We start from the raw sequence: 23,221 nt of genomic DNA on the forward strand, positions 1-23,221 counted from the left end.
ACCTCTCCAAATGCGCCATCGCCCCAACCGGGGGCGACCCGCCGTTATCTTATGACCGACCCATGTCGGTCTCTTCGAGTGCGGAGCTGGAATTCAGGGAAGCCAGCGCCGATCTTAGGGACGCCAATCGGTTCCAACTCGCCTCGCTAAATTCTTCCGCCACGGCCCGTTCGGCATCGGCCAGCTGTGCCTCAAGCTGAGGCTTTCCGATGCGAGCCAATAATTCAGTCAGTCCCGCGCGTGCCTGAACAAGCGTCGCGCTACGCCGCGCGAAAGCCGCGTGGCCCAATGTCTCCCCACCAAGAAGCCCGTTGCAGGCATCCGACAACCCCAACCGCGTCAAATGGGAGATTAACCCGTCAGTGTCAAGACCCGAATCGGCGAGCGCAATCTCTATGATCTGCTGCCGCAGCTTGTCAAGGAAGGGATCGGCGAAGGAAAGCGCGCCCACAGTCTCGCCAAGTTCGTCAATCAGGCCCGGGTGATTGATCAGGGCTGCGAGCACGATTTGCTGCTGCCGGTTCGCCATCACCGCCGGAATATTCGAGCGGTTCCCCTGGATAAAAGTCGTATTCTGATTGGACGGTTTGTATCCGCGTTTATCGCCGCGCTTAAAATTACTGTTCTCCCGACCCGCACGCCGCATCTCGCGGATCCGGTTCTCGATCATGTCAGCATAGCTTTCCTGAACCGTGCGCTCACCGATTTCCTTGATACGGGCCCGCATCCGGGTCTGAAAATCGGCAATCCGCTCCGGCGTAGTCACCGGCTGGGCGGTCAACTCCTGGCGCCAGATGAAATCAGACAGTGGCACCGCCGCATCCAGCACATCCCGCATCGTCTTGGAGCCGTGCTTGCTGATCAGGTCGTCAGGGTCCTGTCCCTGGGGCAATGTGACGAAGCGCAGCGAGTGACCCGGCTTCAGCATAGGCAACGCCCGGTCGGCGGCGCGGGCGGCGGCGCGCATGCCGGCGGTATCCCCGTCGAAACAGACGACCGGCTCGTTCGCCAGCTTCCAGAGCTCGGCGATCTGATCCTCGGTCAAGGCCGTGCCAAGCGGCGCAACGGCTTGCGGGAAGCCGCCCTGCGATAGCGCGATCACGTCCATATAGCCTTCGGCAACAATGATCTCTTCCGATTTGCGGGCCGCCTCGCGCGCCTGCGCGAGACCATAGAGTACGCGCCCCTTGTGGAAGACCGGCGTATCTGGCGAGTTCAGATATTTCGGCTGCCCGTCCCCCAGGATGCGCCCACCGAAGGCGATGACCCGGCCGCGCCGGTCGGTGATCGGAAACATCACCCGGCCACGGAAATAATCATAGGCATCGCCGCCGCCTTCCGGCTTGCGCAGCAATCCGGCCTCGACCAGCAAGGCCTCGTCAATGCCCTCAGCCTTCATCGACTGGGTCATCGCCGTACGGCTGTCCGGGGCCCAGCCAAGGCGGAAATGTCCGATGGTCTTGGGCGACAAGCCACGCCCTCGCAGATAGTCGAGTGCTTCCGCACCGCCTGGCCCGGCCAATTTCTGCTCGAACCAATTACAGGCATGCTCAAGGACTTCGTGCAGGGTGTTACGCTGCTTCGACCTTTCCCGCTCGGCAGGGGTTTCCTTGGGCACTTCGAGGCCGGCCATTTCCGCCAGCTTCTCGACCGCTTCGGGAAAGGCCATGCCTTCGTTTTCCATGACAAACTTGATGATGTCGCCATGCGCCCCACAGGCGAAGCAGTGATAGAAGTTCTTGTCATCGACGACATTCATCGACGGCTTGCTGTCGGTATGAAAAGGGCAGAGTCCAATGAACTCGCGCCCGCGCCGCTGCAAGGTCACACGTCTGCCGACGACCTCGGAGACCGGCAGTCGGGTCCTCAATTCATCAAGGAATTGCGGCGGAAAGCTCATCGCACACAGCACATTGTTCTGCCCTCGCGGAGCGGGTCAGGAATAGTGAACCTCGGAGGCGTTCCGGTCAAAAACAATCCCGGATCGAGGTTTCTCAGGAAAATATCAGGCTAGGCGAGCTTTTGCCGGACGAGGCCGCTGGCCTTGGAGAAATCCATCCGGCCCGCGTATCGCTCTTTCAGGGCAGCCATGGTGCGCCCCATATCCTTGAGCTCTTTCGCGCCGATTTCCTGCACAACGGATTCGACAGCTTCGGTAATCTCGTCGTCGCTCAACTGCTGCGGCATGAAACGGCGGATGACTTCCATCTCGGCCTTTTCCTGCTCGGCAAGCTCCAGCCGACCACCTTCTTCATACATCCGGATGGACTCGGTCCGCTGCTTCAGCATGGTCTGCAGCATGGCAAGGATTTCATCGTCGCCAATGCCGTCTGGCTGACCGCTTGTACGGCCGGCGATATCGCGGTCTTTCAAAGCAGCCAAAATCAACCGGATGGTGCTGACAGCACACTGTTCCTTGGATTTCAAAGCCTCTTTCAAGGCGTCACTGAATGCGGCGCGCAACATTTTTTCCAAACTACCCCTAGCCTTATTCGCGGCGGGTTTCTGAAAAGACCGGCTCGCGAATTCGCCTACACCATCGACATCGCGGCGCAAAACGCAAGGCACAATTCCTAACTAATTGAATTTATTGAATTATACACAAAAGAAGACCCTTGACCTATTGCCCGGCATTCTTTATCAAAGCGCCACCGAAGCGCCCGGCCTGGCCTGAATTGACATTTAAATGTCGAGCAAGCGGAAATCCCATGAGATCCTCCGCGGTTCACGTGTGCCGGAACCGCAGCGATTCACGAGGGATATTCGTAATGGCGCAGCCTGCGACCGCCGATAACGCTAGACCCGACTTCTCCTCCGTCACCAAGCCGGATGGCGCCACCGCCGTTCTGATGCTGGCGGATGGCACCCTGTTCTGGGGCCGAGGATTGGGCGCCGCCACAACCCGCGTCGGCGAAGTCTGTTTCAATACCTCGCTGACCGGCTACCAGGAGATCATGACCGATCCGTCCTACGCCGGTCAGATCATCACCTTCACTTTCCCGCATATCGGCAATGTCGGCGCCAATTCAATGGACGTCGAGACAACCACTCCGGCCGCCCTCGGCCTGGTGCTGCGCGCCGATCTGACCGAGCCCTCGAACTATCGTGCCGAACGGCATTTCGACGACTGGCTGAAAAGTTTCGATCTGCCGGGCATCAGCGGCATCGACACGCGACGCCTGACCCGGCGCATCCGTGACGGCGGCGCCCCGACCGGCTGCCTCGTGCATGCCCCGGACGGTGTGTTCGATCTCGATGCGCTCTGGCAGAAGACGCAGGACTGGCCGGGTCTGGAAGGCATGGACCTGGCGATCCAGGTTTCCTGCCGGCAGACCTATCAGTGGCGCGAAGGCACTTGGGAGTTCGCCCGCAACGGCATCAACGGCGAAGACAGTTTCGAGGCCGAGCCAGAGATCAAGCGTCATGTCGTGGCGGTGGATTTTGGCGCCAAGCGGAACATCCTGCGCAATCTCGCCAGCCTCGGCTGCAAGGTCACCGTCGTTCCGGCGGATGCCAAGGCCGAGGAAATCCTGGCGCATGAGCCGGACGGTATCTTTCTCGCCAACGGCCCGGGCGACCCGGCGGCGACCGGTGCGTATGCGGTCGCGGAAATCAGCAAGCTGGTGGATAGTGGCAAGCCGGTCTTCGGCATCTGCCTCGGCCACCAGATGCTGGCCCTGTCGCTGGGTGCCAAGACCGAAAAGATGCATCAGGGCCATCGCGGCGCGAACCATCCGGTGAAAGACCTGACGACCGGTAAAGTGGAAATCACCTCGCAGAACCACGGCTTCGTCATCAGCGAAGGCAGCCTGCCGGACGGTGTGGAAATCACCCACCGCTCGCTGTTCGACGGTTCGATCGAGGGTATCCGTCTGACGGGCCGCCCGGTCTTCTCCGTGCAGTACCATCCCGAGGCCTCCCCGGGGCCGCGGGACAGCCATTACCTCTTCCAACGGTTTGTCGATCTGATCGACAAGGAAAGCTGAGCGGCGCCATGCCCAAACGTACAGATATCCAGTCCATCATGATCATTGGGGCCGGCCCGATCATCATCGGTCAGGCTTGCGAGTTCGACTATTCCGGCGCACAGGCCTGCAAGGCTCTGAAGGAAGAAGGCTACCGGGTCATCCTGGTAAACTCGAACCCGGCCACGATCATGACCGATCCAGGCCTTGCCGACGCGACCTATATCGAGCCGATCACGCCCGAGATGGTGGCCCGCGTGATCGAGAAAGAGCGCCCGGACGCGCTGCTCCCGACCATGGGTGGACAGACCGCGCTGAACACCGCGATCGCGCTGTCCAAGGACGGCACGTTGGACAAGTACGGTGTCGAGCTGATCGGCGCCAAGCTGGAAGCCATCGAGAAGGCGGAAGACCGGCTTCTGTTCCGTGACGCAATGGACAAGATCGGCCTCGATTCCCCGCGCTCAAGCCTCGTCCACACGGTCGAGGAAGCGATGGATGCGCTATCCCATGTCGGCCTGCCGGCCATCATGCGCCCGTCCTTTACCCTTGGCGGCGAAGGCGGCGGTGTCGCCTACAATGTCGAGGAATACGAGCAGATCATTCGCAACGGCCTGCGCGCCTCTCCGGTCAGCTCCGTGCTGGTCGAGGAAAGCGTGCTCGGCTGGAAGGAGTACGAGATGGAAGTTGTCCGCGACAAGGCGGACAATTGCATCATCATCTGCTCCATCGAGAACGTCGATCCAATGGGCGTCCATACCGGCGACAGCATCACCGTCGCCCCGGCACTGACGCTGACCGACAAGGAATATCAGCGGATGCGCGATGCCTCCCTCGCGGTATTGCGTGAGATCGGTGTCGAGACCGGTGGCTCCAACGTCCAGTTCGCGGTCAATCCGGAGAACGGCCGGCTCATCGTCATCGAGATGAACCCGCGCGTCTCCCGTTCCTCCGCCCTCGCCTCCAAGGCAACCGGCTTCCCGATCGCCAAGATCGCGGCAAAACTGGCCGTCGGTTATCTGCTGGACGAACTCAGCAACGACATCACCGGCGGCGCGACCCCCGCGAGCTTCGAGCCGACCATCGATTATGTCGTTACCAAGATCCCGCGCTTCACCTTCGAGAAATTCCCGAACGCGGTGCCGCTGCTGAGCACGGCGATGAAATCCGTCGGCGAGGCCATGTCCATCGGTCGCAGTTTCCCGGAGAGCCTGCAGAAGGCCCTGCGCTCCATGGAAACCGGCCTGACCGGCCTCAATGAAGTTGATATGCCGGGTGTCGGCAGCGACGGCGTTGATCAACAGCGGGTCCTTGCGGCGCTCAGCGAACAGACGCCGGACCGGCTGCTGCGCGTGGCCCAGGCCTTCCGGGCAGGTCTCTCGCTGCAGGAAATCCAGAATGCCAGTCACTTCGATCCATGGTTCCTGCGTCATATCGAAGAAATCGTGGCCGTCGAGGCCGAGGTTCGCGAAGCCGGTCTGCCGACCCATGCGAAGGATTTCGCCCGGCTGAAGCAAATGGGCTTCTCCGACGCCCGGCTCGGCGAGCTGACAGGCACAGAAGAGGCCGACGTGACGGCGGCCCGGCACGCACTGAATATCCGTCCGGTCTACAAGCGGATCGATACCTGCGCCGGCGAATTCCCGTCGCCCACGCCCTACATGTACTCCTGCTACGAGAGCAACGGCTTTGAGCCGCCGGAATGCGAGTCCGAGCCGACAGATGCCGAGAAAATTGTCATCCTCGGCGGCGGACCAAACCGGATCGGCCAGGGCATCGAGTTCGACTATTGCTGCGTCCATGCCGCCTACGCGTTGTCCGAGGCTGGGTACGAGACCATCATGGTCAACTGCAACCCGGAAACCGTCTCGACCGACTACGACACTTCCGACCGGCTCTATTTCGAGCCGCTGACCGCCGAAGACGTGATTGAGCTGGTCCGCAAGGAACAGTCCAACGGCACCGTGAAGGGCGTCATCGTGCAGCTCGGCGGGCAAACCCCTCTGAAGCTCTCCCAGGCACTTGAAGATGCCGGAATTCCGATCCTCGGCACATCGCCGGACGCTATCGATCTCGCCGAGGACCGGAAACGCTTCCAGGCGCTGCTGAACGATCTCGGCCTGCGTCAGCCAGCAAACGGCACCGCCTTTACCGTCGAGCAGGCAGAGGCCATTGCCCGCGAGGTCGGCTATCCAGTTGTCATCCGCCCGTCCTACGTACTGGGTGGCCGCGGCATGGAGATTGTGCATGAGCCGTCGCAGCTCCGCCGTTATATGGAAAAGGCCGTCGTCGTATCGGGCAAAAACCCGGTGCTGGTTGACAGCTTCCTTCGCAGCGCCGTCGAGGTAGACGTGGATTGCCTCTCCGATGGCAAACAGGTCTATATCGCTGGCATCATGGAGCATATCGAGGAAGCTGGGATTCATTCCGGCGACAGCGCCTGCTCCCTGCCGCCGCAAAGCCTGCCCGAAACCGTGATCCAGGAGATCCGCCGTCAGGCGACCCTGCTGGCCGAAGGCCTGAAGGTGGTCGGCCTGATGAACACCCAGTTCGCGGTCAAGGACGGTGCGGTCTTCATCCTGGAGGTGAACCCGCGCGCCAGTCGGACCGTGCCGTTCGTCGCCAAGGCGACCGGTGTGCCGATTGCCAAGATCGCCAGCCGCATCATGGCCGGCGAGAAACTGGCCGACTTCCCGCTGCCGACGAAAATGCCGGACCATGTCGCGGTGAAGGAAGCCGTCTTCCCGTTCAACCGGTTCCCCGGCGTCGATGTCATTCTCGGCCCGGAAATGAAATCGACCGGCGAAGTCATGGGCATAGACAAGGATTTCGGCCGCGCCTTCGCCAAGAGCCAGATGGCTGCGAGCACGCATCTGCCGACATCCGGCACGGTGTTCGTGTCCGTGCGTGACGAAGATAAGACGGAGATCGTCAAACTCTCTATCGATCTTGCGGAAATGGGCTATCAGCTGCTGGCTACCGAAGGCACGGCGAATGTCCTGAAAGAGGCCGGCTTGCGTGTCGACCGGACCAAGAAAGTGCTCGAGGGCCGGCCGCATATCGTCGACAACATGCTCTCCGGACACGTTGATTTGGTCTTCAACACCACCGGCGGGGCCCAGGCGATCTCGGACAGTTTCAGCTTGCGTCAGACTGCGCTGACCCACAATATTCCATACTATACGACGGTCGAAGGTGCCCGGGCCGCTGTTCAGGCAATGAAAGCGATGCGGGCCGGTCGCCTTGAAGTGGCACCGTTGCAATCCTATCTAAGCGGATCGTTTTGACGGCCGGCGGTAGGACCGGGCGCCATCGGTGACTCTTCCTCGGAAGAGCGGGTCGCCTTTTTTGTAAGCTTTTTGAGTAAGTAACCGAGGTCGGTTTAATGGAAAAAGTCCCGATGACGGCGCAAGGTTTTGATCGCCTCAAGGCCGAGCTGAAGCAGCTTAAGACTGTGGAGCGCTACGAGATCATCAAGGCCATTTCGGAAGCACGCGAACACGGCGATCTTTCAGAGAATGCCGAGTATCATTCCGCACGCGAACGCCAGAGCTTCATCGAAGGCCGCATTCTCGAGCTCGAGGACGCGACCAGCCGCGCCGACGTTATCGACACCGCCAAACTCGGCGGCGAAACTGTAACCTTCGGGACCATTATCAAGGTCGCGGATGAGGATACGGACGAAGAGCAGACCTTCACCATTGTCGGCCCCTACGAGACCGACATTTCGAAGGGCTTTATCTCGACCTCGTCCCCGATCGCACGCGCGCTGATCGGAAAACGGGTCGGAGACAGTGCCGAGGTGGCGACGCCACGCGGCTCGAAAAGCTACGAAATTCTCAGCATCGCCGTGATGTAATTCCGGCGCCTTGCCGAGCACAGAATAAAAGAGAAGAGCCCGGTTCGCCGGGCTCTTCTTCGTTCAGGGTTCCATTAGTGACCCGCCGGCACGGTGATCGACCCCGTATCGGCGATGGTGAACTTCCAATTCTCGGCCTGCGTACCCGCCAGATTGAGATTCCCGCCGAGGAAATAAAGCCGGTCGCGATCCTTGCCCTTGGCCGTGCAGAACCGGTCCTGCAGGTAAAAGGGCGGAGTGGCCTGATAGGACAGCCGGGCCCGGACCGATACCGGCGTGCCGGTAAGGTCACCCAGCGGCACGGCATAACTCAGCGTGTCACCGCCGCCGGTCTTGTAATCCGGATCATCCGCGACACCGAGAGACCCGGCATCCTCAGCCATATCTGCCCCGGCTCCCAATGCCGCCGCGATCGCCTTGCGCTGGTCGAGCGGGAGGTAGCCGGTCGGCAACAGCCTGTTATCCTTCACCTCCGCGCAGATCGACAGAAACGAGGTGGTCAGCTGGCCTTCCGGCTTTGCGTCGTGACCGCATTGCGGGTTGCTGGAACCCGGCTTCGGCGTGCTGACCAGTTCCTGATAGATCTGCACCTGATCCTGCCGCGTGATGACCTGATGGTGCGGCTGATGCAGACGTTTTTCCGGCTCGATCCGGGCAGAGCAATCGTCCTCCCACCACATCTCGCCCGGCAGAGGATCTCCGGCTGGATCAAGAATCCTGCCTGCACCATCGGTCTTGCCGGAGGACCAGATCACATTGCCCAGCCGGTCCATGACATCGAAGGTCACGAAAGCCCGCCGGAAGCCAACCCCGGACGGGAACTTGTGCCCGACATGATTGGTGATGGAAACGTCCGCCTTGAGGACTGCTTTGTCAGGATCGACAGCGACGTTGGTGACGGCAAGATCGGCCGTTGCCTTCGCCGCCTGATCCAGCATCTTCTGCTCGGTATAGATCAGCGGGTCCATGCCCTTCTTGCCCATCATCGGGTCCTGGGTCCTGATGCCAAGCACCTCCGGGAACTGCTGCGCCATACCGGTGAGGAAGACGTTGAGCCCGACCAGCGTATGTTCGGCAAAGCCCTCGCGCACCGGCAGATCGATTTCATCCGGGCCGCGATTGAACTCGGCCTGCGGGAAATTGGAGAATTCCTGGATGCTCGCGATCCGCGACTTCACCGGCTTCCCGTCCGCCGTCTTCGACGGCATGTGGCAGTCCTGGCAGCTCTTTGAGATGGAGCCCGCACCTTCAGGCAATGGGCCGTCCGGTGAGGTTCCTGTGCGATAGGCACTGAAGGCCCATTCCGGATAGGTCAGCTGCTCATAGACATGACCGACGGTCTTGCCCTCATGCATCACCGGCAGGTGGACCGTGTGACAGGTGCCGCAGGTCTCCGACATGGCAAGCGTTGTGTTATGCGCCGGCTTGTTGCCGAGAGAGTCCAGCATGGGAGCGGTCTTTGGGTCCTCGAACGGCCCGAAGATCGTCTCCGGACCACCGACCAGGAACGAGCCGGTGAAGGTCTTGGCAAACCCGCTTACATCAGGATTGAGAAAGGCCTGCCGCTCGACCACGCATTTGTTCTCGGGTCGTTCCTTCACCTCGTTGGAGATGTTTTCGCCGAGCACCATGCGATGACAGGAGGTGCAGGAAATACCGTCCCGGGCCAAAGCCCCGTAATCGGCATATTCGACATGCTCGTTCTTGGCTTTTTCGGATGGCCACGGCGTCGCCTCGACCACTTCGCGGGTGAAGGCTCCGCAGCCAGCCAGGTCCTCACCCTTCGGCATGGTGGCGATCGGCTTGATCTTGCCGGTACTGACATCGATGCCGTACTGACGCTGCCCCAGAATGCCGTGACAGCCGAGGCAGGTGTTCTCGACCAGCTTGGCGTCGGCTTTATGGAAGGTCTGGGTCTCGCTCGCGAGCTGGGCGAAGAAGATCGGATCGCGCCCGGCCAACCCCATCGGGGATGTCCGCCAGGAGCCATAGGGAGAATGGTTCCACATCTTTCCGGCCGCGGCATCCGAGCCGTCACCATAATCCGGCGACACGGGCTCCGTCATATCGAACTGCAAGCCCGTGCTGCCCGCATCGTGGCAGCCAAGACACTGGCTGGAGGTCAGATATTCGTCATGGATCGTCGGGCCACCGGCGGCAACAAAGGTTTCGTCATAGGTCTCCGACGGCATCTTCGGGACAGTCGCATAGTCCGGTGCCGGCCCGGGCCCGTTCCACTGGAAGGCCTCTGTGAATGCGGGATTGTAGGCATAGAGCGGCTGTCCCAGCCGCCGGACCTGATCGGTCGGCAATGTGACGACCGGATGGTTCGAGGCAGTGTCCGGCGTCGGGTCCTCGTCCTGATTGAGGAACACCAGCGGATGCCCCGGCTCCCCCTCGATATTCTTCTGCGAGGAGAAGGTCATGTTGTCCCGGGCGGAGGCATGGCAGTTCATGCAGTATTGCGCGAACCCCATGTTGACCATCAGGTTTGAGGACTGGTTCGCCGGATAGTCCGGAGCCCAGCCCTTCCAGCCAAACCAGCCCCAGAACCAGCCGTCATGACTTTTCTTGGAATCACGCACCATGATCGCGGCGCCGTGGATGTTCGGGATCAGCTTCTCCGGCTCCACCGCAGAACAGACCGATGCCGGGGAGGAGTACATCTCCTTCACCATGATCGCACCGTCCGGAACGGGCGCCTTGTCCGTGCCCGAATCCTCGTCCGCCGGGGTCCGGTTGTCCTTGATCCAATCGAACATTTCCGGCGAGTACCAGATCACCACCGGCGCATGCGTGCCGTGATAGGTGCCGATCCATTCACCGCCCGTCAGATGCGCTGTCTCGGGCCCGGTGTCGCGGACAAATTTGTCCCGCACCCAGCCGGACGTCTTGTCTCGATGGCAGAAATTCACGAAATATTCCTGCAGCTTCAATTCGTATTCCCGCAGCGGCAGCGCGGAAGGATCCCGCACGACGGGATCCAGTTTCCGGCAGAGCTCAAGATCATGTGGCAAAACCGGAACACTCTGCTCTTCGGGGCAGACGGCTGCAGCAATGCCGCCACCAAGCCCGAAGAACAGCGCCCCGGAGGCAAAAAAAGTCCGCAACCGGCGAAAACCAGACATTATTCTCTCCATGTCCGCGTGCTCTGTGGCACGTTCTGAAACAACCTTTTAAAGTAGAATAACATAATCCCGTCTCTACCCAGAGACGGGACCGTTTCAGAACTGTGAAAACCTGCTCGGCGGATCAACCTGTAGCGCCGATGGTCACTGCCGATGGCAAGGCCCGGCGCTGGATCGACAGCGCCCTCGACTGCTTTTTCTGCTTTGCCAGCTACAAGCTGATCACCAGCCGGACCTGATATCCTGAAGCCACGGGGGGCGGCACCGCGCTTGACAGGCCGGGCCGCCCTCGTCTATTTCAGAGTTCAGCGCCGATTTGAGACTCAGATTGCGGGCGCTTTAAAAATGCGGCTAAAGAGGGATTTCGATCCGTCCGGCGCCGCCGCGACGGATTTTTTGTTTCAGGCTTGGTCCAGCCAATCGGACCCGCGGGATTTGAGGGCAGCTTGCATCCGCGTCACCAAGTGCTAAAGCGCCACGGGGAAATGCTCCCGTGGGCCCGAACGGAGACCAAGGAGCAGACGACCATGACTGACAAGATCAACCCCGCCTTCACCGAAGCCGCAGACTGGAACCTGGAAACCCGCCTCGTACGTGGCGGCACCAACCGGTCGGAATTCGGCGAGACTTCCGAAGCGTTGTTCCTGAGCTCGGGCTATGTCTATGACAGCCCGGAATCGGCCGAGGCTCGCTTCAACGGCGAGGAAGACGGCTTCGTCTATTCCCGCTACGGCAACCCGACGGTCCAGATGTTCGAGGACCGGATGGCCCTGCTGGAAGACGCCGAGACATGTTTCGCCACCGCCAGCGGCATGGCGGCCGTCTGGGCAGCCCTGATCTGCCAGCTCAAGACAGGCGATCATGTGGTCGCCGCCCGCGCCCTGTTCGGCTCCTGTCATCACATCGTGACCAAGATCTTCCCGAAGTTCGGCATCGAGGCGACACTGATCGACGGCACCGACATCGCCCAGTGGCAAAGCGCGGTCAAATCGAACACCAAGGTTTTCTTCTTCGAGACCCCCTCCAACCCGACCCTGGAGATCATCGACATTCCGGCCGTCGTCGCCATCGCCAAGCAGGCCGGTGCACGCGTCGTCGTCGATAACGTCTTCTCGACCCCGATCCTGCAGCAGCCGATCCGCCTCGGCGCCGATATCTCGGTCTATTCCGGCACCAAGCATATCGACGGCCAGGGCCGCACCCTCGGCGGGGCCGTGCTCTGCTCGAACGAGTTCCGCAAGGACTATCTTGAACCTTTCATGCGCCATACCGGCGGCTGTCTCAGCCCGTTCAATGCCTGGGTCCTGCTGAAAGGCCTTGAGACCCTCGACCTCCGGGTCCGCCGCCAGTCCGAGAATGCGCTGGCCATCGCCGATTTCCTGGAAAGCCATGCCGCCATCTCGCGAGTGATCTATCCCGGACTCGCCTCCCACCCACAGCATGCGCTGGCGGCGAAGCAGATGAGCGGTTTCGGAACTCTCGTCTCCTTCGACGTCAAGGGCGGAAAGGACGCGGCCTTCAAGCTGCTGAACGGCCTCAAGATCGTCGATATCTCGAACAATCTCGGGGACACCAAGAGCCTGATCACCCATCCCTACACGACCACGCACCGGGCGATGGAAGAGGCCGACCGTCAGGCACTTGGCATCGGTCAGGGCCTGGTGCGGATCTCCGCCGGGATCGAAAGCAAGGACGATCTGCTTGCGGATTTCACAAGGGCACTCGGCAAGCTCTAACGCCTCGGAGACTAACGAAAAACTGGATTTGAGAAGGAATTGCTCTACTAATTGCATAAAATGCGCGAAAAGCGATGCAAATCAGGGGCACACAATGGCCCAATGGGGACGGCAACCTTTCAGTAAAACAGATTTTCTGTTCGCGGAGCGGATTGGCCTTGAGGATCTGCCCGAGGCCTCACTGATCAAAACTGCCTATGCATTCTGGCGGGCTCTGGCACCGGAGCCGTCCCTGCCGGCCCGGAGCGACTTCGACGCAACAGACGTGCCCCGCAAGATCATGCCCTGGGTCTTCCTGCATGAGGTGGTACGCAACGAGGATGGCACCCTCGACTACCGCTGCAAGCTGATGGGAACAAGCACCGTTGCGATGATCGGCTTTGACCCGACCGGCCATCTGAACACAGAATATTTTTCGACGCCGGAGCTCAGATACCTCAACGAAAGCCTCGACCTGACAGTGAATCAGGCGACACCGACCTTCTGGAAGGCCGGTGTCCCGCATGCACGCTACGAGACTGTCGCCGTCTGGCGTGGGATTTTCCCGCTGGCGAGTGACCGGAAAACGGTGAATATGATCCTCGGTATCGGCGAGCCGCGCCGCCTATCGGGCGATATGAAATAGCATCTCAAAAGTAGATTTATCAATAATTTGCACTATTATTGGATTAACGACCCACCGAGATCCGGAAAGCAATCAGGAAGGCACGCATGGGCCATCCCGATCAGTCTGCGATTAAAAGATCTGCATTTCTCTTCCTCAAGCGCATCACGCTGGACGAAGTACCCGAGGATTCGCTCACAAGGACCGCCTACCGGTTCTGGCGTGGACTGTCAGTAGAGCCGGCCCTTCCCGCCCGCACCGATTTCAAGCCGGAGAACGTCCCGCGGGATGTTCTTCCGTGGCTATTCCTGATGGATGTCATAAGGGCGCCGGACGGCACACTCGACTATTGCTACAGATTGAACGGAACCGGCAATGTCTCTCTTGTCGGGCGCGATCCCACGCGGCGACTTGCGTCCAAGGTATTCGAGAAAAACGACCGCCGGTTCATGCTCGACAGTTTCGACAGGACCGTAGAGGAGAAAACCCCGACCTTCTGGGCCGGCGCCATTCCTCACGACAGGATCGAACAAATCAATATCTGGCGCGGGCTGTTTCCTCTGGCAAGCGACCGGGAAAATGTCGACCAGCTCCTCGGCATCGCCGTGCCCCGCCCCAGTGAAATGAAAGCATGACAACGACCAGAACCACCGGCCGGGTGCGGCGGGTCCATATCTCGGACGCGGGTGCCATAGCAGACCTGATAAACCCGATTATCGCGGATGGCGGGCTCACCGCCATGACCGAAAACATGACAGTTCCGGATCAGGAGAGCTTCATCCGGTCTCTTCCAAACCGTTCCGTCTATCTGGCAGCGATAGAGGATGCGACGGACGCTCTGCTTGGCGTCCAGGATTGCCTGCCTGCCCCCGATCGTCCGATGCAGTGCGATATCAGCACGTTCGTGGACCTGAAAGCGTCCCGCCGGGGTGTCGGCAGAAACCTCTTCAGGGAAATGCAGGAGCACCTCAGGCGCCTGGATTTCCGAACGATCCGCGCAGTCATCCGGGAAGAGAACGCGGACGCCCAAGCCTTCTATCGCGCGCTCGGTTTTATCGAGACGGGAAACAAGAACGGCAAGGTGATTGCGTCTTACAGGCTCGACTGAGCCGCAATCACACACGTCATTAGCGGTGGCTCCGTTCCAAATGACGCTCCAGCATCGGACACAACGCCTCCGCTGCGCTCACGGCATCGTTCAGCGGCTCATACAGAAACGGCTCAACATGCCCGTCGAACGGCCGTGTCAGTTTTCGAGCCCGCAGATTTTGATGGAAGGCGGCAATCCGGCCTGTCGGCACCAACAGATCGGCGACATAGACGCCTTTGCCCGATGAACAGGCTTCGGAGACCATGTTCACCGAGTCGGATGTAACCACAATGGCGTCAGCCGCGCCGATGAAACCGAGATAGGGGTTCTCCCCCTCCCCGTTCCAGAAGCAGGCGGCTGCCTCATTCTGCCCGAGAGCGGAAAGCGCCTGGACCAGCCGCTCCGGCGTCCGCCGGGAGGCGGTGATCATCAAGCCGCAGCCGCTGTCGATCAGCCGCACAAGGTTACCGACAAACCGGTCCACCAGCGCATCCTCGACCTTTTGCCGACGGGTGGCACCGCCGACCGCGACAAGCACGCGCGGCCCCGGCAACGGCTGGACCATATGGCTGAAGCGTTTCGCCTCGGCCCGCAGATCGAGGGTCGCGAGGCTGTTCAGGGAAGCCGTGGTCACGATCACATTATCGCCCCGCGCCGGATCGTGTTCCGGAACGATCAGCGCGTCGAACAACTCCGGATCGATTCGCGGATCCTGGATCTGCACAGCAAAGCTATGGCCGCCAGACCTTGCCTTGACTGAAAGTACCGCACCCGCGTTGCGGCGGCCGCATCCGATGACGAGGTCCGGCCAGGGCGGCGTGAGCGGGTCGCCCCCAGCGCTCGACGGAATCATCCGCCAGCTCCCCAACGCCGGAAAGGCGCGCAGCAGCGGGGAAGGGCGGATGCGTTTGATCACGGGCTCAAGGCCGAGAGCCCGTGCGAGAGCAATCGACTGCACCTCCATGCCCCGGGTTCCGTCGCTGACGACCCAGGCCGACACATCCGCCGGCAGACTCATAGGGTGCTCCATCACAATATTTACGCACGAATATGACAAGGAGATGTAATAATCTTGCGCGAACGATCCCACCTGCTTTATTCTGCACTGCAATATCCGGCAAGGGAAACCTTCCGCTGCCGGTCAATCAATCGAAACAGGAGTCATCCGCCATGCGGCGCGTCAAGCTTGACCGTATCGACCGACGCATCCTTCGCGACCTGCAGGACAATGGGCGCATGACCAACGTGGACCTGGCCAACCGCGCCGGGATATCGGCGCCGCCCTGCCTGCGGCGCGTGCGCGCGCTCGAAGAAGCCGGCTTCATCCGCGGCTACCATGCGGACGTCAACCCGGAAGCACTCGGCTACAAGGTCACGATCTTCGCCTTTGTCGGCCTCAACAGCCAGGCCGAGGACGATCTTGTCGCCTTCGAGGAGATGGTCGAGGATTGGCCAGAGGTACGCGAGTGCCACATGCTGTCCGGGGAGACCGACTTCCTGCTGAAGGTGGTCGCCAAGGATTGGGACACCTTCCAGAAATTCCTGACCACCCGCCTCACCCCGGCACCGAACGTCTCGCACGTGAAAACCGCCCTCTCCTTCCGCACCCGCAAGCAATTGCCCGGCGTGCCGGTCGAGGTCGACGTCGAGGACGACGAGGATGACGACGTCGAAGAGTGAGTACAGCCGGCCTTATTCATCCGCTTCTTTCAGGATCGGCCCGTTTCACTTTCGCCCGCATGCAGGGGAGCATCCGGAATGCGCGTGCTGTTGCAGAGAGTGAGTGAAGCCGCCGTCAGGATCGACGGTGTCATTGTCGGTGAGATCGGCCCCGGACTTCTGGCGCTGGTGTGCGCCGTCGAGGGCGATGGGCAGGCCGAAGCAGAACGGCTTGCCGGCAAGACCACGAAGCTCCGAATTTTCGAGGATGACGCCGGGAAGATGAACCGCTCCGTTGCCGATATCGACGGTAGCGTGCTGGTCGTCTCGCAGTTCACCCTTGCTGCTGACACCCGCAAGGGCAACCGGCCGAGCTTCATCGGCGCCGCCGCGCCGGATCTGGCGAACTCCCTCGTCGAGCATTTCGGCTCATGTCTGAAATCAGCGGGCCTGCCGGTCGAAACGGGTCGGTTTGGGGCAGACATGAAGGTTTCCCTGATCAATGATGGACCGGTCACGATCTGGCTGGATAGCACCGCATGATAAACGCCCGAGCCATGGCCGGTCTTGCGGTCACACTTTTTCTCGCAGCGGCCTGCGCCGACCCGCCACCGCCGAGCGGCTCATTCCCGGCGAACCCTCTGCGTGACGATGCCTTGCCACTCACCCTGGTCGATACCGTGCCGACAGGTCAGCGCTGCATTGTGACCGGCGGCAAGAGCCCGCCCCTGACCGTCACCACGCCGCGCCTCGTCCCGCTCTACAAATATGGAGACAATCCCGTCGTAGACTGCTTCGGGGACGGCCTTGTGCGGCAGCGTAAAGCCATGCACGTCAACAAAAGCATGCGTCTGGCCGAGCGAATGACACAGCCGGGAGCCATCGATCTCGCGTTCGCCCCCTATCCAAAGCGCGAAAAAAGCTCCGCGACCGGAGACTTTCCGGCATGGGTCCGCATCCGGTTGCAGCGAAACAGCTTCGACACTGTCGCGGAACGAGACCAGTACTACGCAGCGGAAGCGCGGTGGATCGCCGCAGCCTGGGATGCCATCGAGGACCGCCTGAAACAGGAATGCCAGAGCCGCCTGACCCAGGCGCAGGGCCTTATCCTATTGGATACACAGTGCAAGAAGGCCTTCCGCGCACTGGCGGACCGGCGCGCGGCGGATCGCGCCACGGTCGAAGTAAACCGGCGACAATCCACCATCCGATAAGACCGGGTCTTGCCATGGTTGCTGCAGCGCGGCACTCTCGGCCTTCGTCGGCCCTGCGAGAGAACGATCGCAGAACGTACAGGAGAAACGCGAATGAAAATCGGCATCGCTAAAGAAAGGCGACCATACGAGGCGCGCGTCGCCGCATCGCCGGATACAGTTAAAAAATACGTCGCCATGGGCTTCGAGGTTGCCATCGAAACCGGTGCGGGTCTCAGCGCGGCCTTCACGGACGCGGCTCTTGAGGCTGCGGGCGCGAAGATCGTCAAGACCGCAAAGGACGCGCTCGGCAGCGCGGATGTCGTACTCAAGGTCCGCAAGCCCATTGGCTCCGGTGCCGAGGTTGCAAACGAAGCGGACGAAATCGCCCTGATGAAAAACGGCGCGACGCTGATCTCGCTGATGGAGCCTTATAAGGACCGGGCGCTGATCGATGCGCTCGCGGCCAAGAAGATCACGACATTCGCGCTGGAAATGGTCCCTCGGATCACCCGGGCGCAGAGCATGGACGTGCTCTCCAGTCAGGCAAATCTCGCCGGCTACAAATCCGTGCTGGATGCCTGCAACGAGTTCGGCCGCGCCTTCCCGATGATGATGACCGCCGCCGGCACCGTGCCGCCGGCCCGGGTGCTCGTCATGGGCGCCGGGGTTGCCGGCCTGCAGGCCATCGCCACCGCCAAGCGCCTTGGCGCCGTTGTCTCGGCGACTGACGTGCGCCCCGCCTCCAAGGAACAGGTCGAAAGCCTCGGCGGCACCTTCGTCGCGGTCGAGGACGAGGAGTTCAAGGAAGCGGAAACCGCCGGCGGTTACGCAAAGGAAATGAGCGATGCCTACAAGAAGAAGCAGGCAGAGCTGATCGCGGAGACCTTGAAGAAGCAGGATGTCGTCATTTGCACGGCACTGATCCCTGGACGCCCGGCGCCGGTCCTCATCACCGAGGATATGGTGAAGACGATGAAGCCGGGCTCGGTGATCGTCGACCTTGCTGTCGAGCAGGGCGGCAACTGTCCGCTCTCCGAATACGGCAAAGTGGTCCGCAAGCACGGCGTCGCCATTGTCGGCCATGCCAATGTGCCGAGCCGGATCGCCGTCGATGCCAGCGCGCTTTATGCCAAGAACGTGCTGAACTTCCTGACACCGCTCTATGATGCGGAAGCCAAGAGCCTGAAGATCAATCTCGAGGACGAGATCGTGAAAGGCTCTCTGATCACCCAGGACGGTAAGGTCGTGCACCCGGCCGTTCAGGCGGTTGCGGCGGGAAAAACTGCGGCAAAACCTGCTGCGAAACCTCGCGCGGCCCGCAAGCCGGCAGCGTCGAAAACAGCCTCTAAACCAGCAGCGAAAACCGCCAAGGCGCCCGCCAAACCGAAAGCCGCGACGGCAACTTCGGCGGCAGCGCCCGCGGCCGGTTCCGATAAAGAGGGGGATGCCTGATCATGGATGCCACCCAGATTGAACAGAAGGCGAAAGCCCTCGCCGAGCAGGCCGCGAGCCTGGCGGGTGAGATGGCGCAATTCGCGACGGATGCGGGCGGAGTCGCCAGCCAAGTAACAGAGGCCGCCCATTCCGGCCCCTACAGCTTCATCTCGCTTTTCACGGTCTTCATCCTGGCCTGCTTCGTCGGCTACTACGTCGTCTGGCGGGTCACACCGGCGCTGCATTCGCCGCTGATGGGCGTGACCAACGCAATCTCCTCCGTGATCATCGTCGGCGCCCTGATCGCCGCCGGTCCGGCGGAAACGAACTTTTCCCAGATCATGGGCTTCTGTGCCGTGGTGCTGGCGTCGGTGAATATCTTCGGCGGCTTCATCGTCACGCAGCGCATGCTTTCCATGTTCAAGAAAAAGCGCTGAGGCGGGGGATATAGACATGACCGAGAATCTCTCCGCCGTCCTTTATCTGATCTCCAGCATCTGCTTCATCATGGCGCTGAAGGGCCTCAGCTCTCCGGACAGTGCCCGACAGGGCAACATGTTCGGCATCGCAGGTATGGTGATTGCCATCCTCACCACCATCGCCATGCCGGAAGTGATGAGCTACGGCACCATCCTCGCCGGTATCGTCATCGGCGGCTCCATTGGTGCCTTCATCGCCCGCAAGATCGAGATGACGGCCCTGCCGCAGCTCGTTGCGGCCTTCCACAGCCTGGTCGGCCTCGCTGCCTGTTTCGTTGCAGCGGCCGCGTTCTTCAGGCCCGAGGCTTACGGTATCGGCACGCCCGGTAACATCGCCGTCGGCTCGCTGGTGGAAATGGCCGTTGGTCTCGCCATCGGCGCGGTAACCTTCACCGGATCGATCATCGCCTTCGGCAAGCTGCAGGGCATCCTTTCCGGCGCACCGGTCACCTTCTCCGGCCAGCATCCGCTGAACGCGGCACTCGGCCTGCTGATGGTCGCGCTGGTTGTCTGGCTGTGTATCGACCAGAGCCCGGCCGCCTTCTGGGCCGTCTTCGTGCTCGCTCTGGTGCTGGGCATCCTGATCATCATCCCGATCGGCGGCGCCGACATGCCCGTCGTGATCTCGATGCTGAACTCCTATTCCGGCTGGGCCGCCTGCGGCATCGGCTTCACCCTCGGCAACTCGCTGCTGATCATCACGGGGGCGCTTGTCGGCTCCTCCGGCGCGATCCTCAGCTACATCATGTGCAAGGGCATGAACCGCTCCTTCTTCAGCGTCATCCTCGGCGGCTTCGGCGGCGAGAGCGATGCGGCGGCGGCGATGGGCGGCCCCGGCGGCGACAAGTCGGTGAAGTCCGGCAGCGCCGACGATGCGGCCTTCATCATGGAGAACGCCTCCTCCGTCGTCATCGTGCCAGGCTACGGCATGGCGGTCGCACAGGCCCAGCATGCCTTGCGGGAACTGGGCGACATCCTGAAGGGTAAAGGCGTGAAAGTGCGTTACGCCATCCACCCTGTGGCGGGCCGCATGCCAGGGCACATGAACGTGCTGCTGGCGGAAGCCAACGTGCCCTATGAAGACGTGCTGGAGCTGGAAGAGATCAACCGCGATTTCGCCCAGACCGACGTCGCCTTCGTGATCGGCGCGAACGACGTCACCAACCCGGCGGCGAAAACCGATCCGGCCAGCCCGATCTACGGCATGCCGATCCTCGACGTGGAGAACGCCAAGACGGTGCTGTTCGTCAAACGGGGCATGTCATCGGGCTATGCCGGGGTCGAGAACGAGCTCTTCTTCCGCGATAACACGATGATGCTGTTCTCAGACGCGAAGAAGATGTGCGAGGAAATCGTCCAGGCGCTCGACTGACGCAGGACGGAAAAACCTGATCGAAAAAGGAGCGCTTCGGCGCTCCTTTTTACTTTCCGTCGCTCGGCCTTGATGCCCCGACAACCTTCCGAAAAAACGTCGTAATCCAACGCCCAGGCCGTCGCCAGCGCCTGACGCCCCCACCGAGCAACGTATGTTTGATCGTGACTATAGGAAGCGATCACCGCGATGAGATTTTACAAAACCTCCGGGGTTTCAACGTTGAGCTCCCGTGGCTGCGGGCTGGCGGTATCTGGAGCGAACCGGATGCGGAAAGTCGCGCCGGTATCCGGTTCACTTTCGACCCCGATTTCACCACCATGTGCGGCGACGATCCGCTGGACGATATAGAGGCCGAGGCCAGCCCCTTCTGCCTGACGGACATACGCGGAAGACGCCTGCCGGAATGGCTCAAATATTAGCTCCTGGTCTCCCTTTGGAATCCCGCATCCGTTGTCCGCGACTTCTATGATCACGTGATTATCGTCAGCTCTGCGGATGATGACCTGAATCCGCCCCTGCTCGTCTGTGAATTTGAAAGCGTTCGTAAGCAGGTTAATAAAAACCTGCCGCAGCAGACGTTGGTCGGCCCAGAATACCGCCACGTCGCGATCGACCTGGAAGTCCCAGGCCCGAGGGGAGCGCGCACTCAGACCAAGCATAACCTCCCGGCACTCTTCCAGAAGATTCTCGATCTCGAAGTTTTCCAGGTTAGGCCGGCCCTCGCCACTTTCCAGGCGGGACACATCGAGAATCGAATCGATGAGTTCCAGCAGAAACTGCCCGCTGTGATTGATGCTCTCCGCATAGTCGAGGTATCGCTCGTTGCCCATGCTCCCCAAGGCCTGAGTGCTCATGACTTCGGAAAAACCGAGGATCGCATTGAGTGGTGTACGCAACTCATGACTGACGCTGGCGAGGAAATGGGATTTCATCTCGTTGGCCCGTTGCGCCTCAAGCAAGGCTTCCGTTTTTTCATCCTCGGCCTTCTTGCGGTCAGAGATATCGCGAAACGTCAGCACATGAACCTGACGCCCGGTGGTCCGGCGCTCGAACGGACTTTTGCTCATGGCGAGCTGGATGACACCAACCGTCATCTCGATCTCAGTCGCACGGTCATCCTGAAGCGGAATTGTCAGCTCGAACCGCTCCCCGCCGCCTTGACCCTCCAGGTGCGGGCGGATCTGCTCGTAAATTTTCTCCGGGAAGACCGATGACAGGTTCTTGCCGAGAACCTGTCTTGCTTGAACCCCCAAGAGTATCTCGGCTGTGCCGTTACATCTCTCAATAAAGCCCCGGCTGTCTGTCATGAGAATACCGTCGAAGCTGTCATCGACGACCCGCCGCATGAGCTCGCGCATATAGACGCTCGAAAGTCGTTGGCGGAAAAGCCGGAGCCCTTGCTCATGCAACGTTTTCAGAAGCCTGAGAGACCACCACCCGGCAAGCACGCAAAGCCAGGCTGTAATCTGCAGGATCACAGGAGAGACTGCCTGCAATATGAAGCAGGCGACAAGGATTCCTCCTCCTGCCGCGGCCGTCGCGATCACCGCTCCGCGCCAAGACCTGCCAAGGATCAGCATCCCGACTGGAAGCAGGAACAGCATCCCGATCCAGAGCGTTACCGGGCTGCTTGTCTGCAGGGCGCGCCCTTGCAGGAGACTCTCCGCGGCGAGAACCTGAACATAAACTCCCGGCAGGAATCCGTATCGCGGCACGGGAAATTTGTCGCCAAGCTCAATGGCGGTCGCACCGACTACAATACGCTTGCCGGCGATCAGACTCGGATCGAATTCCCCATCGATGATCTTCCGCATCGAAACAAATGGAATACTGCTGTAATCGATCCCGAAATCAATCGTGAACCTGTCCATGGGCAGCTGGCCCTCGGCCAGTAGCGCGGCCATTGAAGGGCGCCTGCCGTTGCCGTTCTGGCTGAATGTAGCGTAACGCCAGATCCTGGAATCGCCTTCCGGCTCGACATTAACGGACCCGAAACTGCTGCCGACCCTTTCAAACTGGGTGGCCGACCGCTCGATCAATTGCTGGCCGTCGAGCGACCGTCCTCCCTGCTGAACAAAGGTCGGCAGGATGATCTGCGCCGAGCTGCCTTCAATGGCAGCGCGCAACGCCCAATCGTCGCTTTCCGTGGAATAGGCGCTAAAATCGATATCCATTGCGATACTGCGTGCACCGGCCTTGTCCAGCCGCTGAATCAGGTCGGCAAAGTTGCGCCGCGGAAACGGCCAGGTGCCGATTGCGTCGATTGTACTGGCGTCAATCTCGACAACCGTAATCTCACCACTGGCCGGCGTTGTCAGCCAGCGAAACTTGAGCTCCAGTATCCGGCGGTTCAGCGGTTCGAGCCAGTTGAGATGGGCAAGGAGAATCAGCACCAGAGGCACCGCACACAGCAACATCAAGGTCTTGCCGCGTAGTCGCCCCAGAGCCCACATTGAAACCGTCCCTATTTATCCCGGCTCAAGCACGGCCCGCGCCATCCAAGTGGTTCGTAAAACAGCCCATCGGCCGACCTAATTGTTCTTGCCGTTGCCATTCCCGCTGTTACCGGAATTACCATTCCCGCTGTTACCGGAATTGCCATTCCCGCTGTTACCGGAATTACCGTTCCCGTTGTTACCGGAATTGCCATTCCCGTTGTTACCGGAATTGCCATTCCCGTTGTTACCGGAATTGCC

Annotated in this window: 19 protein-coding genes and 1 riboswitch; of the genes, 14 read left to right on the top strand and 5 right to left on the bottom strand. The window is 60.8% G+C overall.

Annotation, left to right across the window (positions count from 1 at the left end; translation table 11 throughout):
• Positions 1–49: 49 nt before the first annotated feature.
• Both dnaG and K328_RS0113960 read right to left on the bottom strand, forming a co-directional pair.
• Complete coding sequence (gene dnaG, locus K328_RS0113955) at positions 50–1,900, bottom strand: DNA primase (protein WP_028466500.1); 1,851 nt, start codon at positions 1,898–1,900, stop codon at positions 50–52.
• A gap of 110 nt (positions 1,901–2,010) precedes the next feature.
• A complete protein-coding gene (locus K328_RS0113960) occupies positions 2,011–2,466 on the bottom strand; it encodes a GatB/YqeY domain-containing protein (RefSeq protein ID WP_028466501.1) in 456 nt (151 codons plus the stop codon).
• A gap of 302 nt (positions 2,467–2,768) precedes the next feature.
• On the opposite strand from K328_RS0113960, the gene carA reads away from it, so the two are divergent.
• The 3 genes from carA to greA all read left to right on the top strand — a co-directional run bounded on the left by carA (position 2,769) and on the right by greA (position 7,824).
• Positions 2,769–3,986, top strand: a complete 1,218-nt coding sequence (carA, locus tag K328_RS0113965; RefSeq protein WP_028466502.1) for a glutamine-hydrolyzing carbamoyl-phosphate synthase small subunit — start codon at positions 2,769–2,771, stop codon at positions 3,984–3,986.
• Positions 3,987–3,994: 8 nt separating this feature from the next.
• Positions 3,995–7,252: a carbamoyl-phosphate synthase large subunit gene (gene carB / locus K328_RS0113970; RefSeq protein ID WP_028466503.1), complete on the top strand. Its 3,258-nt coding sequence runs from the start codon at positions 3,995–3,997 to the stop codon at positions 7,250–7,252.
• Positions 7,253–7,350: 98 nt separating this feature from the next.
• Positions 7,351–7,824: a transcription elongation factor GreA gene (greA, locus tag K328_RS0113975; protein WP_028466504.1), complete on the top strand. Its 474-nt coding sequence runs from the start codon at positions 7,351–7,353 to the stop codon at positions 7,822–7,824.
• 74 nt (positions 7,825–7,898) lie between these two features.
• Here greA and K328_RS0113980 read toward each other — a convergent pair whose 3' ends face one another.
• Positions 7,899–10,952 carry a cytochrome P460 family protein gene (locus K328_RS0113980; RefSeq protein ID WP_051284911.1) on the bottom strand — a complete coding sequence of 1,018 codons (3,054 nt, stop codon included), beginning with the start codon at positions 10,950–10,952 and terminating at the stop codon, positions 7,899–7,901.
• 104 nt (positions 10,953–11,056) lie between these two features.
• On the opposite strand from K328_RS0113980, the gene K328_RS27085 reads away from it, so the two are divergent.
• The 5 genes from K328_RS27085 (at position 11,057) to K328_RS0114005 (ending at position 14,400) form a co-directional block, all read left to right on the top strand.
• On the top strand, positions 11,057–11,191 hold the full coding sequence (locus K328_RS27085; protein WP_281169435.1) for a hypothetical protein: 135 nt from the start codon (positions 11,057–11,059) through the stop codon (positions 11,189–11,191).
• A 59-nt stretch (positions 11,192–11,250) separates the two neighbouring features.
• A riboswitch (SAM riboswitch) is annotated at positions 11,251–11,328 on the top strand.
• 151 nt (positions 11,329–11,479) lie between these two features.
• A complete protein-coding gene (gene metZ, locus K328_RS0113990; protein WP_051284912.1) occupies positions 11,480–12,688 on the top strand; it encodes an O-succinylhomoserine sulfhydrylase in 1,209 nt (402 codons plus the stop codon).
• 94 nt (positions 12,689–12,782) lie between these two features.
• Positions 12,783–13,313, top strand: coding sequence for a PAS domain-containing protein (locus K328_RS0113995; RefSeq protein ID WP_028466507.1), 531 nt, complete (start codon positions 12,783–12,785; stop codon positions 13,311–13,313).
• Between the two features lie 86 nt (positions 13,314–13,399).
• A complete protein-coding gene (locus K328_RS0114000) occupies positions 13,400–13,927 on the top strand; it encodes a PAS domain-containing protein (protein WP_028466508.1) in 528 nt (175 codons plus the stop codon).
• Positions 13,924–14,400 (top strand): GNAT family N-acetyltransferase, encoded by a 477-nt coding sequence (locus K328_RS0114005; RefSeq protein WP_028466509.1) that lies wholly within the window; start codon positions 13,924–13,926, stop codon positions 14,398–14,400. Before K328_RS0114000 ends, K328_RS0114005 begins: the two co-directional genes overlap by 4 nt.
• A 19-nt stretch (positions 14,401–14,419) precedes the next feature.
• On the opposite strand, the gene K328_RS0114010 is transcribed toward K328_RS0114005, so the two are convergent.
• Positions 14,420–15,400, bottom strand: a complete 981-nt coding sequence (locus tag K328_RS0114010; protein WP_028466510.1) for a mitochondrial fission ELM1 family protein — start codon at positions 15,398–15,400, stop codon at positions 14,420–14,422.
• 152 nt (positions 15,401–15,552) lie between these two features.
• Between K328_RS0114010 and K328_RS0114015 the strand changes: the two genes are divergently transcribed.
• The 6 genes from K328_RS0114015 to K328_RS0114040 all read left to right on the top strand — a co-directional run bounded on the left by K328_RS0114015 (position 15,553) and on the right by K328_RS0114040 (position 20,522).
• A complete protein-coding gene (locus tag K328_RS0114015) occupies positions 15,553–16,062 on the top strand; it encodes an Lrp/AsnC family transcriptional regulator (protein WP_028466511.1) in 510 nt (169 codons plus the stop codon).
• Between the two features lie 78 nt (positions 16,063–16,140).
• Entirely contained in the window at positions 16,141–16,584 is a 444-nt protein-coding gene (dtd, locus tag K328_RS0114020) for a D-aminoacyl-tRNA deacylase (protein WP_028466512.1), read from the top strand.
• Positions 16,581–17,255 (top strand): hypothetical protein, encoded by a 675-nt coding sequence (locus K328_RS0114025; protein ID WP_028466513.1) that lies wholly within the window; start codon positions 16,581–16,583, stop codon positions 17,253–17,255. The genes dtd and K328_RS0114025 overlap by 4 nt, the downstream gene beginning before the upstream one ends.
• 93 nt (positions 17,256–17,348) lie before the next feature.
• Entirely contained in the window at positions 17,349–18,689 is a 1,341-nt protein-coding gene (locus tag K328_RS0114030) for a Re/Si-specific NAD(P)(+) transhydrogenase subunit alpha (protein WP_028466514.1), read from the top strand.
• Positions 18,690–18,691: 2 nt separating this feature from the next.
• Entirely contained in the window at positions 18,692–19,108 is a 417-nt protein-coding gene (locus K328_RS0114035; RefSeq protein WP_028466515.1) for an NAD(P) transhydrogenase subunit alpha part 2, read from the top strand.
• Between the two features lie 16 nt (positions 19,109–19,124).
• On the top strand, positions 19,125–20,522 hold the full coding sequence (locus K328_RS0114040) for an NAD(P)(+) transhydrogenase (Re/Si-specific) subunit beta (protein ID WP_028466516.1): 1,398 nt from the start codon (positions 19,125–19,127) through the stop codon (positions 20,520–20,522).
• A gap of 197 nt (positions 20,523–20,719) precedes the next feature.
• On the opposite strand, the gene K328_RS0114045 is transcribed toward K328_RS0114040, so the two are convergent.
• On the bottom strand, positions 20,720–22,978 hold the full coding sequence (locus K328_RS0114045) for a CHASE2 domain-containing protein (protein WP_084608313.1): 2,259 nt from the start codon (positions 22,976–22,978) through the stop codon (positions 20,720–20,722).
• Positions 22,979–23,221 lie beyond the last annotated feature (243 nt).

This window comes from Nisaea denitrificans DSM 18348, from assembly GCF_000426505.1.
GTDB classification, from domain to species: domain Bacteria; phylum Pseudomonadota; class Alphaproteobacteria; order Thalassobaculales; family Thalassobaculaceae; genus Nisaea; species Nisaea denitrificans.

Coding starts and splice junctions, on each gene's coding strand:
- dnaG (WP_028466500.1), bottom strand. CDS start 1,900: ATGAGCTTTCCGCCGCAATTCCTTGATGAATTGAGGACCCGACTGCCG.
- K328_RS0113960 (WP_028466501.1), bottom strand. CDS start 2,466: ATGTTGCGCGCCGCATTCAGTGACGCCTTGAAAGAGGCTTTGAAATCC.
- carA (WP_028466502.1), top strand. CDS start 2,769: ATGGCGCAGCCTGCGACCGCCGATAACGCTAGACCCGACTTCTCCTCC.
- carB (WP_028466503.1), top strand. CDS start 3,995: ATGCCCAAACGTACAGATATCCAGTCCATCATGATCATTGGGGCCGGC.
- greA (WP_028466504.1), top strand. CDS start 7,351: ATGGAAAAAGTCCCGATGACGGCGCAAGGTTTTGATCGCCTCAAGGCC.
- K328_RS0113980 (WP_051284911.1), bottom strand. CDS start 10,952: ATGTCTGGTTTTCGCCGGTTGCGGACTTTTTTTGCCTCCGGGGCGCTG.
- metZ (WP_051284912.1), top strand. CDS start 11,480: ATGACTGACAAGATCAACCCCGCCTTCACCGAAGCCGCAGACTGGAAC.
- K328_RS0113995 (WP_028466507.1), top strand. CDS start 12,783: ATGGCCCAATGGGGACGGCAACCTTTCAGTAAAACAGATTTTCTGTTC.
- K328_RS0114000 (WP_028466508.1), top strand. CDS start 13,400: ATGGGCCATCCCGATCAGTCTGCGATTAAAAGATCTGCATTTCTCTTC.
- K328_RS0114005 (WP_028466509.1), top strand. CDS start 13,924: ATGACAACGACCAGAACCACCGGCCGGGTGCGGCGGGTCCATATCTCG.
- K328_RS0114010 (WP_028466510.1), bottom strand. CDS start 15,400: ATGAGTCTGCCGGCGGATGTGTCGGCCTGGGTCGTCAGCGACGGAACC.
- K328_RS0114015 (WP_028466511.1), top strand. CDS start 15,553: ATGCGGCGCGTCAAGCTTGACCGTATCGACCGACGCATCCTTCGCGAC.
- dtd (WP_028466512.1), top strand. CDS start 16,141: ATGCGCGTGCTGTTGCAGAGAGTGAGTGAAGCCGCCGTCAGGATCGAC.
- K328_RS0114025 (WP_028466513.1), top strand. CDS start 16,581: ATGATAAACGCCCGAGCCATGGCCGGTCTTGCGGTCACACTTTTTCTC.
- K328_RS0114030 (WP_028466514.1), top strand. CDS start 17,349: ATGAAAATCGGCATCGCTAAAGAAAGGCGACCATACGAGGCGCGCGTC.
- K328_RS0114035 (WP_028466515.1), top strand. CDS start 18,692: ATGGATGCCACCCAGATTGAACAGAAGGCGAAAGCCCTCGCCGAGCAG.
- K328_RS0114040 (WP_028466516.1), top strand. CDS start 19,125: ATGACCGAGAATCTCTCCGCCGTCCTTTATCTGATCTCCAGCATCTGC.
- K328_RS0114045 (WP_084608313.1), bottom strand. CDS start 22,978: ATGTGGGCTCTGGGGCGACTACGCGGCAAGACCTTGATGTTGCTGTGT.